The following is a 13,468-nucleotide window of genomic DNA, read 5'->3' as shown; positions in this document are numbered from 1 at the left end:
ATCTGTGCCGAACCTTTCTGCCTTGGACGTTTACGTTCAGTCGCGTGTGCTCGACCGACCGCCATTATGCAGTGAAGGCGAGTGAGCTGCTGAAGGAAGCGGCCTATTGCTTTCTTTCCCGCGATATTGCCGTAAGAGCCTCGTTGTGCGATCGTATCGCATTTATCGATTAGGCGTTATTGTCGAAGCGGGGAGCGCGTCAGAGCTTATTTACAGGCCCAGTCACGCTTGTACGGCGGCTTTGATGGCGGATGTGCCATTCTACCTGAATTCGGTTGAAAGGATGATTGAAATGACAACGTGGGATTTATCGACAGTCAGGCATCATGTTCTGATTTGCAACGGCGGCTCGTGCCTGCGCAAACAGGGCGACGAAACGACGGCGGCAATCCGCGAAGAGATTTCCAGGCTCGGCGCCGAGCGGCTTATACATACGACGCGAACGAGATGCAACGGCCGCTGCGAGGATGCCTGTGTCGTTACGGTGTATCCTGAAGGCATATGGTATCAAAAAATGACGCCGGAAACCGGCCGGCGGCTCGTTCGCGAGCATTTGCTGGACGGCAAGCCGCTTGAGGAACATATGATTTATACGTACGAGCATCGCTTCACACCAACGGGAACAAGCGTCCCCGGCGTCGATCGCGCCAAATCGAAGTGACAAGCTTCGCCATCCGCATCAAAGACGATCGGATATGTTTTTGCCCTGCCGCTTGCGGGGCGATTTTTTTTATAGTTTGATAGACGGCAAAAAAGACCGCGAAATCTCGCGGCCTCTTTCATTTAAAGGACGTCCCAGGAGGGATTCGAACCCCCGACCGTACGCTTAGAAGGCGTATGCTCTATCCTGCTGAGCTACTGGGACACATACGTGAATCGCCTGCGGTTTCAATCCGTTTTTGGCGAAGCAAGAGTTATATTATCATATGGTTTTCGTTCAAGTCAACCCCCGAATGAAAAGTTTATTTTGCAATCCGCATCGCAATCAAGTACACTGACACCATCGAGGAGTCCGGCGGTTGGAGCTGCTTTTGTGTTTGCCGAGTTCGCCCGCCAGACTTCCAGATCGTTTTTGAGGTGATGAAAATAGCCGGGCAATTTTTGAATAACGTGGTCCTTTTCCCGAAAACGGAGCAGTTTTACGAGGAAGAGCTGACCCGATTTTTGCAAAGAGAGCAGTATGGCGAAGCTGTGGAGCTGCTGTCTTTTTTGCTGAGATTTCCGCGGGACGGCGACCGCAAGGCGGAACAGTGGGAAGCGCTGCTGAGCTGGCTGCAAACGATGATGCCGAATGCGGTGATTCCCGGGGCGCTTTCGCCGGAAGAGGAGCAGGAGACGACGGAGGAGGAAATGCTTCGCCAGTACGTCGAGGAGAAGGCGTCCGTCGACACCGCTTTCGTCGACAAGCTTTTGCGCATGCTGCGCAAGGGGACGCTCGAACAGCAGCTGGCTGCGCTGGAGCAGCTCGGTTTTGTGAAACATCCGGAGGCCGCCGCTGCGGTCCGGGAATGGCTGCGGGACGCGCCGCGCCATCCGATCCTGCAATTCAAGGCGCTGCAGGCTCTGAAGCACATGGGCGAGAGCGGGGCGATACACCTGTTCAAAAACGGGAAGCACGTTTTCGTCGAGATCGAGGAGACGCCGCTGTGCGCCGAGGAATTCCCGGCTCAAATACGCGACATGATCCGCAGAATCGCGGACACCAGCGAAAGGAATCAGCCGGACTTCGCTTTTTTTGCCGAGCGGACTTGGCAGGAATTTCTCGCCTACGCGTACGGAACCCCCCTCTACAGCGGTCTGCTCGCGCAGGAAGAGGGCATCGTCGATATTTGGGCCTCGGCTCTGCACGCCGTGCTGCAGGAGAAATTGTTCGGTTCCGCCGACCATGAAGAGCATCGGGAAATGTACGGCATCACGGATTCCATGCACCTTTCCTGGAAGCAAGCTTACGCCGCGCTCCGCAAGTATTTGGAGTTCATGACCCCGGAGCAATCTTAGTTCTAAAGCGCGCCTTGAAATGAAAAAGTAATATGTTATAATAGAATGGTTATAATGGCAAGTAGAGGTGTTAGAGTTGTCGCTTCACTCGCCAGAACGTGAAAATATGTCATGGTACATTTTTGGAGGGGAAGGCATAAAATGAAAGCAAGTTGGGAAAAAATAGAGAAGAACGTAGGCGTTCTTGAAGTGGAAGTTGGCGCAGAGCGCGTCGCAGATGCACTTGATAAAGCATTCAAAAAAGTATCCGCGAAAGTGAACGTTCCGGGCTTCCGCAAAGGCAAAGTGCCTCGTTCCATCTTTGAAGCTAAATTTGGCGTGGAAAGCTTGTACCAAGACGCTCTGGATATCATTTTGCCAGAGGCATACGTGCAAGCGGTTGAAGAAGCGGGCATCGATCCGGTCGACCGTCCTGAAGTGGACGTTGAACAATTCGGCAAAGGCCAGGCTTTGAAGTTCAAAGCGAAAGTAACCGTTAAACCGGAAGTAACTCTGGGCGATTACAAAGGACTCGAAGTTGAAGTTTCCGACGCCAACGTTACGGACGAAGAAGTGAACGAAGAGCTGAAGCGTCTGCAGCAGCGCCATGCGGAACTTGTCGTTCTTGAAGAAGGACAAGCAGCAAACGGCGACGTTGTTGTTCTCGACTTCGAAGGATTCGTTGACGGCGAAGCGTTCCAAGGCGGCAAAGCGGAGAAATATTCCCTTGAGCTTGGATCGGGCAGCTTCATCCCGGGCTTTGAGGATCAACTGGTTGGTCTGGCCAAAGACGAAGAGAAGGAAGTTAACGTAACGTTCCCTGAGAACTACCATTCCGAAGAGCTGAAAGGCAAAGAGGCTGTGTTTAAAGTGAAAATTCACGAGATCAAACGCAAAAACCTGCCTGAGCTCGACGATGAGTTTGCCAAAGACGTAAGCGAGTTCGATACGCTTGACGAATACAAGGAAGACACGAAAAAACGTCTTCAAGAGCGTAAAGAAAACGATGCTGCGGCTGCAAAAGAAACGGCGGTTGTCGAAAAGGCGGCTGCTAACGCGGAAGTGGAAATTCCGGCGGCAATGGTTGAAGCCGAGCTTGACGTTATGGTAAAAGAGTTCGAAAGACGTCTCCGCTCGCAAGGCATGACGCTTGAGATCTACTACCAGTTCTCCGGCCAAAACGAAAGCGTGCTGAAAGATCAAATGAGAGAAGACGCCGAGAAGCGCGTCCGCAACAATCTCGTTCTGGAAGCGATCGCGGCGGCAGAAAATATGACCGTATCGGAAGAGGAAATTGACTCGGAACTGGAAAAATACGCGCAATCTTACCAAAGATCTGCTGAAGAGCTTCGCACCCTCTTTGCTTCCAACGGAAGCCTGGACGGTTTGAAGAACGACCTCGTTGTAAGAAAAACCGTAGATTTCCTGCTTGAAAATAGCAAGAATGTTTCCGCAGCAGTGTAAATAAGGTAAGTAAAGGCACGTACGTAATGTTGGCGTGCCTTTCTTTTACCCTATTTTACCTCGGATTATTGCCCGATTGCGCGCGAATTGTCCGGCGGCGCAGGCATTGCCCGAAAAAATGACTTTGCTGCGCAAACGTGTTAAACTAGTGACTAAAGCTGGAAAAAGAGGGCCTGTCGTATGCCGTTCTCTTCTCCGGTGAAAATCCCGTAAAGGGTGAAACATGGCAATTGCCGTTAAGGAGTTGGTACAATGAGTCTTATTCCTATGGTAGTGGAACAAGAGAGTCGTGGCGAAAGGTCTTACGACATTTATTCGCGTCTGCTCAAGGACCGCATCATTTTCATCGGCAGTGCGATCGATGACGATGTTGCTAATTTGGTCATTGCCCAGCTGCTCTTTTTATCCGCTCAGGATGCTGAGAAGGATATCCACCTATATATCAATTCCCCGGGAGGATCCGTAACGGCAGGGATGGGTATCTTCGATACCATGCAGTTCATCAAGCCGGACGTGTCCACCATTTGCGTGGGAATGGCGGCAAGCATGGGGTCTTTGCTGCTGACGGCAGGGGCCAAAGGCAAGCGATTCGCGCTGCCTAATGCGGAAGTCATGATTCACCAGCCGCTCGGTGGCGTCAGAGGTCAAGCGACTGATATCAAAATCCATGCGGATTGGATTATCAAAACGAAGCAAAAGCTCAACCAGATATACGTGGAGCGTACGGGACAGCCGCTTGAAAAGATCGAAAGAGACACCGATCGCGATAACTTTATGAGCGCTGAAGAAGCGAAGGCATACGGGTTAATCGACGAGGTTATCACTCGAAACGACTTGAAATAAAGGAGTGATCCCATGTTTAAATTTAACGATGAAAAAGGCCAACTCAAATGTTCCTTTTGCGGGAAATCCCAAGACCAAGTTCGCAAGCTTGTTGCCGGTCCGGGAGTCTACATTTGCGATGAATGTATAGAGCTTTGCACGGAGATTGTTGAAGAAGAGCTGGGCCACGAGGAAGAGCTGGATCTGAAAGACGTTCCCAAGCCGAAAGAAATCCGCGCCATTTTGGATCAATACGTGATCGGCCAGGAGCAGGCGAAAAAGTCGCTGGCTGTAGCCGTTTACAACCATTACAAACGGATTAATTCGCAAAACAAGCTTGAAGATGTGGAACTGCAAAAAAGTAATATCGTCCTTTTAGGACCGACAGGAAGCGGTAAAACGCTGCTTGCACAGACGCTTGCCAAAATTTTGAACGTTCCGTTCGCCATCGCCGACGCGACTTCTTTGACGGAAGCGGGCTACGTGGGCGAAGACGTGGAAAACATTTTGCTCAAGCTGATTCAAGCGGCCGATTACGATGTGGAGAAAGCCGAGCGCGGCATCATTTACATCGATGAAATCGATAAAGTGGCGCGCAAATCGGAAAACCCGTCGATTACAAGAGACGTATCCGGCGAAGGCGTACAGCAGGCGCTGCTCAAAATCTTGGAAGGTACGGTTGCTTCTGTTCCTCCGCAAGGCGGACGCAAACACCCGCATCAAGAATTCATCCAAATCGATACGACCAACATTCTGTTTATTTGCGGCGGCGCTTTCGACGGCCTGGAGCAAATCATCAAGCGCAGAATCGGTAAAAAAGTGATCGGCTTCAGTACGGACGGCGGCAAAGTCGATCTGAAACCGGGCGAATATTTGTCCATGGTGCTTCCTGAGGACTTGCTTAAATTCGGGTTGATTCCCGAGTTCGTAGGGCGCCTTCCGGTCATTTCCACTTTGGAGCCGCTGGACGAAGAAGCTTTGGTGCGCATTCTTTCCGAGCCGAAGAACGCTCTCGTGAAGCAATATCAAAAAATGCTCGATATGGATAATGTCGCACTGGAATTCGAGGCGGATGCGCTTGACGCTATCGCCAAAGAAGCGATCAAGCGCAACACCGGCGCGCGCGGCTTGCGGGCGATTATCGAGAGCATCATGCTCGACGTGATGTTCGAGGTGCCTTCGAGAACTGACATTTCTACCTGCAAGGTGACGAAAGAAACGGTGCAAAACAAGCTTGCGCCTGTTCTGACGACCAAAGACGGCCAGTCGGCCGGCAAAAAGAAGGAAGAAAGCGCGTAACCCACAATTTCACATTCAATCCTACAGCCTCCAATCCGGTTTCCGTCAGGAAATTGGAGCGGAGGATGTTTGGTGTCATGGGGAGAGAAACCAGGATGTTTCACAGAAAAGAGACGAGAGCTGTTCGGGTCGGGGATTTGACGATCGGCGGCAGCAATGAAGTCATTATTCAAAGTATGTGTACGACGAAAACTGCGGATGTGAAAGCGACTGTAGCCGAAATTCTCCGTTTGGAAGAAGCCGGCTGCCAGATTGTTCGTGTAACGGTCAACAACAAGGAAGCTGCGGAAGCTATCAAGGAGATCAAAAAGCAGATTCATATCCCTCTGGTGGCGGATATTCATTTCGATTACCGTCTGGCGCTTATGGCGATCGAAAACGGCATTGATAAAGTCCGGATCAATCCGGGAAATATCGGACGCCGCGAGAAAGTGGAAGCTGTCGTAAAAGCGTGCAAGGAGCGCGGCATTCCTATCCGCATCGGAGTTAACGCAGGCTCACTGGAGAATCATCTGCTGGAGAAATACGGCTATCCTACCCCTGAAGCGATGGTGGAAAGCGCGCTGTTCCATATCAATATCCTGGAAGAACTCGATTTCCACGATATTATCGTATCGCTCAAAGCTTCGGACGTGCCGATGGCGATCGCCGCTTACTCCAAAGCTGCCCAAGCCTTCAACTATCCGCTGCATCTCGGGATTACCGAGGCAGGCACGCTGTTTACCGGCTCCGTCAAGAGCGCCGCGGGTATCGGAGCGCTCTTGAACATGGGCATCGGCAACACGGTGCGCATTTCACTCAGTACGGACCCTGTGGAAGAAGTGAAGGTGGCCCGCGAACTGCTGAAGACGTTCGGCCTCATTACGAACGCCGCTACGCTGGTGTCCTGCCCGACCTGCGGCCGGTTGGACATCGACCTGTTCTCCATTGCGAATGAGGTGGAGGACTACATTTCCCGGATCAAGGTGCCGATCAAAGTGTCCGTGCTCGGCTGCGCGGTTAACGGGCCGGGAGAAGCCCGCGAAGCCGATATCGGCATTGCCGGCGCGCGCGGAGAAGGCTTGCTGTTCCGCTACGGCGAAATGATCCGCAAAGTCCCGGAAGCAGATCTGCTGAACGAGCTGAAAAAGGAAATCGATTCAATTGTCGATGCATACGAAAAAACCGGAGTCATACCGGGACGCAAACACTAACAGAAATGTGAAGAAGCCGTTTAAGGTGCAGCAAAGGGCCTGAACGGCTTTTTTGCTTTTTGCAGGCCGCGGCAGCACCTGTGAGAGCGCAGCCTGCCAAACAGCAGCCTTGCCAGCCCTTCAGCTCCCCACCTGCCAGAAGTTTTGAATAGCCTCGATCATTCTCGCCAGTTCCATCACAAGTGTCTGGAAAACCCGCCAAATAGTATTCGCTCCCACCAAATAGCATGCCGCCGCACACCGTCTTAAACTAGCTTGTCACCCTGCAAAACTGTAAAAGTGCAGGTTTTTTCTGCGGAAATGGCCAGTTTGGCGAAAAAGCCTGCGATAGTGCAGGAATATTTGGTCATGACGGGCATAACTCAAGTTTCAGGGTTAAAAAACTGCAGATTTGCAGGAATTCATCGTGCCAGGCGCATACGTGAGCAAAAAGATGCACTTTTGCAGGTTTTTTTACCATACGAAACTGCCGACGTGTTTGCACCACGCCATCAGCACTCATCGCACGGGGCCGGTAACGCTTTCGCACCGCGCGATCAGCGCTCACCGCGGGGCGAGAGCAGCACAACAGCGGTCAACCTCGCGCCATAGTAAGCGAGCTTTGCGACGAAAGACCGCCTCCCGCAATGGGCGAGCGATGTTTCACATGCGCGCAGCAAGGGCGAAGCCCGCGGCTGAACGCCGCGATGCATCCGCCATTTGGGCAGCGTCTTTTTTGTCGCGAATATTATGCCGCAACCGGAAGCATAATGAATGAATCTGGAAAGCATTTGCTTTCTATGCTAATTTTTGGCGAAAAATAATAAGGAGAATGAATGATGATCAGGATTCAATTACAACGCATCGGCAAACTGGCGCTCCCGCTGCTTATTGGCGCGTGCCTGCTCCTGCTTCCGTACCCGTCGGCCGCTTCGGCCGATCCGGCTGCGCCGCTGCAGCTGCCTGCCGTGCCGTCCGGCAAGCGGGTTGCAATCGTCATCGACGATTTCGGCAACGGCATGGACGGCACCGAACAAATGATGAGCATGCCGATTCCGCTCACGATCGCCGTCATGCCTTTTTTGCGGACGACTAAGCAGGATGCCGAACTGGCACACGAAAAAGGCCACGAGGTCATTCTACACCTTCCTATGGAGCCTGTGTCAGGCAAGCCGAGCTGGCTCGGGCCGGGAGCGATCACAACCGATCTGTCCAACGAGGAGATCCGCAAGCGCGTAATAGCGGCGATCGACGACGTTCCTTATGCGGTCGGCATCAACAACCATATGGGCTCGAGAGCTACGTCGGACGAACGCGTCATGAAAATCGTCGTCGAGGTATGCAGGGAAAGAGGCTTGTTCCTGCTCGACAGCCGAACTTCCCACAAAAGCGTGATGACGAAGCTGGCCGCGGAAATGGGAGTTCCGTATGCGGAAAACCAGCTGTTTTTCGACGATACTTATACGTACGGCCACATCAGCAAGCAAATGGCCAGATTCAAAAAGCTCCTGCAGCAGCAAGAGCAATGTATAGCAATCGGCCATGTAGGGCCGCCCGGCAAAAAAACCGCGCAAGTCATTCAAGAAGCGATTCCCTCGATTCAGAAAGAGGCGACATTTGTTACGATCTCCCAAATCGTCAAAATGCCGGCGCGTTAACGCGGATGGATCATGGCAAAATATTGCTGGACCGCGCTGCTGATCGCTTCCGCGATGCGAGCTTGATGATGGGAGTCGTTCAGCAGCTTCCGGTCGGTTTTATTCGAAATAAATCCCATCTCCACGATGACTGTCGGACATTTGGTGTAGCGGAGAACGAAATATTTTTTGCCCGGCACGGGAAGCTCATGGGTTCCGTACAGCCGGTTCAGGGAATGCTGCAGCAAATTGGCGAGCAGAATGCTTTCCGATTGATTTTGATAAATGACGAGCGGCCCTCGCCGGTCCGATTTGCCCGACCAGTTAATGTGCATGCTGAGCATCATTTTGGGACGAATGGCATTGGCGATCCCCGCGCGCTGCGCCAAGTCTTTGCGGTGCCTTCCTCCGTACGACCAATGATTGTCCTCGCTTAAGGCGTAGTCCGTATTGCGGTTTATGATAACCCGGTAGCCTTTCTTTTTTAACAGCTTATACGTTTTTTTCGAAATGGCGAGATTCAGGTCTTTTTCCTGGTATTTTCCATACAAGGCCCCGCTGTCGATACCGCCGTGTCCGACATCGAGCAGCACATCGGCATTCGGCAGGAGCGGGTTATCCGCGTGAGCGTCTGCACCTCCGAGACAAAGGCTTAATAACAGCATAATGACAGCCGAACCTAGCTTCATGACGCCACATCCTTTTTACATCAATCTCTCCCCTTTATCCTTCTTCCGAATGAAGACGATCATTCATCCTGCAAAAGTTTGCATAGTTTGGATTAACCTGCTTGCGCCTCGGGAATAATGGGGATAGGGTGCTGGTACGATGGCCATTTTCAAATTTGGGAGGTTATGTATGATGAGTTTAAGTATTATTCTCATGGTAATTCAAGTTTTTTTCGCCGTTGTGATCGGACTGTATTTTTGGAATTTGCTGCGCAATCAGCAGACGAACCGTTCTGCTGTCGATAGAGAATCCAAGAAGGAACTGGAGAAGCTGAGAAAGCTCCGCTCCATATCGCTGACAAAGCCGTTGTCCGAGAAAACGAGACCGTCCTCCATGCAGGATATCGTCGGGCAAAAAGAGGGGCTCAAAGCTCTGAAAGCCGCGCTGTGCGGGCCAAATCCGCAGCACGTCATCATTTACGGCCCTCCGGGCGTCGGCAAAACGGCCGCGGCGCGGGTCGTTCTGGAAGAAGCCAAAAAAAATCAGGAATCCCCTTTCCGGCATGATTCCAAATTTACTGAGATTGACGCAACGACAGCGCGTTTTGACGAGCGGGGCATCGCCGATCCGCTGATCGGTTCGGTGCATGATCCGATTTATCAAGGAGCGGGAGCTATGGGCGTAGCCGGCATTCCGCAGCCCAAACCGGGCGCTGTGACGAAAGCGCACGGCGGCATCCTGTTTATCGATGAAATCGGCGAATTGCATCCGATTCAAATGAACAAATTATTAAAGGTGCTGGAAGACCGCAAAGTATTTCTCGAAAGCGCCTATTACAGTTCGGAAGATACGAATATTCCCAACTATATCCACGATATTTTCCAAAATGGGCTGCCTGCCGATTTCCGCCTGGTCGGGGCTACGACACGCACGCCTAGCGAAATTCCGCCGGCCATACGCTCGCGGTGTCTGGAAATTTATTTCCGCCCGCTGCTTCCCGAAGAAATCGGTGAAATTGCCGAAAAAGCGCTGCAAAAGATCGGTTTTCAAGAAAGTCCGGCAGCGGTTAATGTCGTGAAGAAATACGCCACGAACGGCAGGGAAGCCGTCAACGTCATTCAACTGGCCGCGGGCATTGCGCTGACCGAGAAGAGAAGCGGAATTGCAGCCGCCGACATCGAGTGGGTGGTGAACAGCTCGCAAATCCCGCCCCGGCCGGAAAAGAAAGTACCGCAGCAGCCGCAAATCGGTTTCGTCAACGGGCTTGCCGTGTACGGCCCGAATCAGGGAACGCTGCTGGAAATTGAAGTGATTGCGATCCCGACCGCGTCCGCCGGTGCCGGGAAATTCAATATTACGGGCGTTGTCGACGAAGAAGAAATGGGCGGAGGCTCCCGCACCATTCGCCGAAAAAGCATGGCCCGCGGCTCCGTCGAGAACGTGCTGACCGTGCTCCGCAAGCTCGGGATGAACACGGCCGATTACGATCTGCATATCAATTTTCCGGGCGGCGTTCCGATCGACGGCCCTTCGGCCGGCGTTTCAATGGCGACGGCGATTGCGTCGGCCATACATAAAGTTCCGGTCGACAACAAGCTCGCGATGACGGGCGAAATGAGCATCCACGGCAAAGTGAAGCCCGTAGGAGGTGTCGTAGCCAAAGTGGAGGCGGCTTTTCAGGCCGGAGCGACAAAAGTGATCATTCCTAAGGAAAACTGGCAGGAAATGTTCGCCGATCTCCCGGGCGTTGAAGTGACGGCGGTGGAATCGATCGAAGAAGTGCTGAAAATCGCTCTCGGCATCGAGCTGCAGGATAACGTCATCCCGATGCCGCTATCTCCGGAACGCTCGATCTCCGCTTCCTCCCTGCCGATTCTGCATGCCAAATCGCCAAATACGATCGATTCCTAGGAGTCTGGCGGGTGAATCGCGTACCCCGCTATGCACAAAAGTAACTCCGCCCGCCAGACTCCTAGAAGACTTGACGCAAAATGTCAGGTTGCCGATTGGTGTTTTGCTTGCAGTTTTGATAAAATGTAAAAGCGATAAAGGGATACAATTTCTAGGAGGTGCAGAGGATGGGACCCGGTAAAAACAAAGTGCGCAGACTGCCGCTATTGCCTTTAAGGGGATTGTTAGTCTATCCGAGTATGGTGCTACATCTGGACGTGGGACGGGAGAAATCGGTGAAAGCCCTGGAGCGGGCAATGGTCGATGACAGCATGATTCTCCTCTGCTCCCAGTCTGAGATCAACATAGAAGAACCCTCCAAGGAGGATATTTACCGCGTAGGCACGATCGCCAGAGTCCGGCAAATGCTGAAGCTGCCCAACGGGACGATCCGCGTTCTGGTCGAAGGCGTGCTGCGCGCCGAAATCAGCGAGTACCTCGCAAATGACGAGTACTACGAAGTCACGGTCAGAGAGCTGCCGGAGCAGGAAGTCACCGACCCTGAGATCGACGCTTTGATGCGGACGGTGCTTAACCAGTTCGAGCATTACATCAACCTTTCGAAAAAGGTGACGCCCGAAACGCTTGCGGCGGTTTCCGATATTGACGAGCCCGGCCGGCTGGCCGATGTCATATGCAGCCACTTGTCCCTGAAAATAAAAGACAAGCAGGACATTTTGGAAACGGTCGATGTGCGCGAGCGGCTGGAGAAAATGCTGAACATTTTGAATAACGAGCGGGAAGTGCTCGAACTCGAACGCAAAATCAGCCAGCGCGTCAAGAAGCAGATGGAGAAGACGCAGAAGGAATATTACCTTCGCGAGCAGATGAAAGCGATCCAGAAAGAGCTTGGCGACAAGGAAGGCCGGGCCGGCGAGGCCGATGAGCTGCGCAACCAGCTCAGCGAAGCCGAGCTGCCGGAGAAGGTTAGAGAGAAGGTTGAGAAGGAAATCGAACGGCTGGAAAAAATGCCGTCCACTTCCGCGGAAGGCGGAGTGATCCGCAACTATATCGATTGGCTGCTCAGCCTGCCTTGGTCGAAAAGAACCGAGGACGACCTTGATATCGCCAAAGCCGAAGCGATCCTGGATGAGGATCATTACGGGCTGGAGAAGCCCAAAGAACGGGTGCTTGAATATTTGGCCGTACAGAAGCTGGTCCAAAAGCTGAAGGGCCCCATTCTTTGTCTGGTCGGTCCTCCGGGGGTAGGGAAAACCTCCATCGCGCGTTCCATAGCCAGATCGATGAACCGCCAGTTCATCCGAATTTCGCTCGGCGGCGTCCGCGATGAAGCGGAAATCCGCGGCCATCGCCGCACTTATGTCGGCGCCATGCCGGGGCGCATCATCCAAGGGATGAAAAATGCCGGCTCGAACAATCCGGTATTTTTGCTGGACGAAATTGATAAAATGGCGATGGACTTCCGCGGCGACCCGGCTTCGGCGCTGCTCGAAGTACTCGATCCCGAGCAGAACAGCACTTTTAGCGATCATTTCATTGAAGTACCGTTCGATCTGTCCAGCGTCATGTTTGTGACTACCGCCAACGCCGTGCACAATATTCCCCGGCCGCTTCTGGATAGGATGGAAGTGCTTTACATCCCGGGCTACACGGAAATCGAGAAGCTGCAAATTGCAAAGCGGTATTTGCTGCCCAAGCAGAAGAAGGATCATGGCTTGCAGGAGGAGCAGCTGGCCGTCGATGAAACGGCTCTGATGAAAATGGTCCGCGAATATACGCGCGAATCGGGCGTGCGGAACCTTGAGCAGCAGGTCGCGAGCATGTGCCGCAAAGCGGCCAAACAGATCGTTTCCAACTCGTCCGAGACGGTTCACGTAACCGATGACAACTTGAAAGATTTTCTCGGCCCTGCCAAATTCCGCTACAACATGGCGGAGGAGAAGGACCAGATTGGCGCCGTGACAGGCCTTGCCTGGACGGAAGTAGGCGGCGATACGCTCGTCATTGAAGTGACGGTGATGCCGGGAACGGGCAAGCTGACGCTGACAGGCAAGCTCGGCGATGTGATGAAGGAGTCCGCTCAGGCCGCCTTCAGCTATACGCGCAGCCGCGCGGAGCATTTCGGCATTGCGCCGGATTTTCACGAGAAGAACGATATACACATTCATATCCCGGAAGGCGCAATTCCGAAGGACGGACCGTCCGCAGGAATTACGATGGGAACGGCGCTTATCTCGGCGCTGACGAACATTCCGGTGTCCCGCCAAGTGGCGATGACCGGCGAAATTACGCTGCGCGGCAGAGTGCTGCCGATCGGCGGATTGAAGGAAAAGGCGCTTGCCGCGCACCGCGCAGGCATTCGTACGATCGTTTTACCGCAGGATAACGAGAAGGATATCGTAGAGATTCCCGAGAGCGTCCGCAGCGAAATCACCTTTTTCCCGGTAAGCCATATGGATCAGGTGCTGGAGCATGCGCTGGTAGGCGGCAAGCCGGCCGCACCGGTCGGATCATAAC

10 protein-coding genes and 1 tRNA gene are annotated in these 13,468 nt (G+C 53.0%); 9 read left to right on the top strand and 2 right to left on the bottom strand.

All coding sequences use genetic code 11. The features are described 5' to 3' along the window. Window positions 1–292 precede the first annotated feature (292 nt). A complete protein-coding gene (locus AC6RNO_RS17940) occupies window positions 293–661 on the top strand; it encodes a (2Fe-2S) ferredoxin domain-containing protein (protein WP_474680466.1) in 369 nt (122 codons plus the stop codon). A gap of 130 nt (window positions 662–791) precedes the next feature. Here AC6RNO_RS17940 and AC6RNO_RS17935 read toward each other — a convergent pair. Beyond that, window positions 792–865, bottom strand: a tRNA-Arg gene (locus AC6RNO_RS17935). Between the two features lie 236 nt (window positions 866–1,101). Here AC6RNO_RS17935 and AC6RNO_RS17930 point away from each other — a divergent pair. The 6 genes from AC6RNO_RS17930 to AC6RNO_RS17905 all read left to right on the top strand — a co-directional run bounded on the left by AC6RNO_RS17930 (window position 1,102) and on the right by AC6RNO_RS17905 (window position 8,392). Continuing rightward, entirely contained in the window at window positions 1,102–1,998 is an 897-nt protein-coding gene (locus tag AC6RNO_RS17930) for a HEAT repeat domain-containing protein (RefSeq protein ID WP_488434619.1), read from the top strand. A 141-nt stretch (window positions 1,999–2,139) separates the two neighbouring features. Beyond that, on the top strand, window positions 2,140–3,441 hold the full coding sequence (gene tig, locus AC6RNO_RS17925) for a trigger factor (protein ID WP_497106248.1): 1,302 nt from the start codon (window positions 2,140–2,142) through the stop codon (window positions 3,439–3,441). A 252-nt stretch (window positions 3,442–3,693) separates the two neighbouring features. Then, a complete protein-coding gene (clpP, locus tag AC6RNO_RS17920; protein WP_474680463.1) occupies window positions 3,694–4,284 on the top strand; it encodes an ATP-dependent Clp endopeptidase proteolytic subunit ClpP in 591 nt (196 codons plus the stop codon). Between the two features lie 12 nt (window positions 4,285–4,296). Beyond that, on the top strand, window positions 4,297–5,562 hold the full coding sequence (gene clpX / locus AC6RNO_RS17915; protein ID WP_474680462.1) for an ATP-dependent protease ATP-binding subunit ClpX: 1,266 nt from the start codon (window positions 4,297–4,299) through the stop codon (window positions 5,560–5,562). Between the two features lie 95 nt (window positions 5,563–5,657). Next, window positions 5,658–6,755: a flavodoxin-dependent (E)-4-hydroxy-3-methylbut-2-enyl-diphosphate synthase gene (gene ispG, locus AC6RNO_RS17910; protein ID WP_474680461.1), complete on the top strand. Its 1,098-nt coding sequence runs from the start codon at window positions 5,658–5,660 to the stop codon at window positions 6,753–6,755. 818 nt (window positions 6,756–7,573) lie between these two features. After that, complete coding sequence (locus AC6RNO_RS17905) at window positions 7,574–8,392, top strand: divergent polysaccharide deacetylase family protein (protein WP_474680703.1); 819 nt, start codon at window positions 7,574–7,576, stop codon at window positions 8,390–8,392. On the opposite strand, the gene AC6RNO_RS17900 is transcribed toward AC6RNO_RS17905, so the two are convergent. Beyond that, the gene (locus tag AC6RNO_RS17900; RefSeq protein ID WP_474680460.1) at window positions 8,389–9,060 is read right to left on the bottom strand and encodes an N-acetylmuramoyl-L-alanine amidase family protein; all 672 of its coding nucleotides are present in this window, start codon (window positions 9,058–9,060) and stop codon (window positions 8,389–8,391) included. The genes AC6RNO_RS17905 and AC6RNO_RS17900 overlap by 4 nt on opposite strands. Window positions 9,061–9,232: 172 nt before the next feature. On the opposite strand from AC6RNO_RS17900, the gene lonB reads away from it, so the two are divergent. Both lonB and lon read left to right on the top strand, forming a co-directional pair. After that, entirely contained in the window at window positions 9,233–10,951 is a 1,719-nt protein-coding gene (gene lonB, locus AC6RNO_RS17895) for an ATP-dependent protease LonB (protein ID WP_474680702.1), read from the top strand. 167 nt (window positions 10,952–11,118) lie between these two features. Continuing rightward, window positions 11,119–13,467, top strand: coding sequence for an endopeptidase La (gene lon, locus AC6RNO_RS17890; protein ID WP_474680459.1), 2,349 nt, complete (start codon window positions 11,119–11,121; stop codon window positions 13,465–13,467). Window position 13,468: the final 1 nt, after the last annotated feature.

The sequence above is a fragment of the Paenibacillus sp. sgz302190 genome, assembly GCF_059820445.1.
Note: the sequence above shows the minus strand (reverse complement) of the source record. Positions and strands in the feature narration are given on the sequence as shown.

Excerpts from the sequence above, each read along its gene's own strand:
- clpX (WP_474680462.1), top strand. The coding sequence starts at position 4,297 with ATGTTTAAATTTAACGATGAAAAAGGCCAACTCAAATGTTCCTTTTGC.
- lon (WP_474680459.1), top strand. The coding sequence starts at position 11,119 with ATGGGACCCGGTAAAAACAAAGTGCGCAGACTGCCGCTATTGCCTTTA.
- AC6RNO_RS17900 (WP_474680460.1), bottom strand. The coding sequence starts at position 9,060 with ATGAAGCTAGGTTCGGCTGTCATTATGCTGTTATTAAGCCTTTGTCTC.
- lonB (WP_474680702.1), top strand. The coding sequence starts at position 9,233 with ATGAGTTTAAGTATTATTCTCATGGTAATTCAAGTTTTTTTCGCCGTT.
- ispG (WP_474680461.1), top strand. The coding sequence starts at position 5,658 with ATGTTTCACAGAAAAGAGACGAGAGCTGTTCGGGTCGGGGATTTGACG.
- clpP (WP_474680463.1), top strand. The coding sequence starts at position 3,694 with ATGAGTCTTATTCCTATGGTAGTGGAACAAGAGAGTCGTGGCGAAAGG.
- tig (WP_497106248.1), top strand. The coding sequence starts at position 2,140 with ATGAAAGCAAGTTGGGAAAAAATAGAGAAGAACGTAGGCGTTCTTGAA.
- AC6RNO_RS17940 (WP_474680466.1), top strand. The coding sequence starts at position 293 with ATGACAACGTGGGATTTATCGACAGTCAGGCATCATGTTCTGATTTGC.
- AC6RNO_RS17905 (WP_474680703.1), top strand. The coding sequence starts at position 7,574 with ATGATCAGGATTCAATTACAACGCATCGGCAAACTGGCGCTCCCGCTG.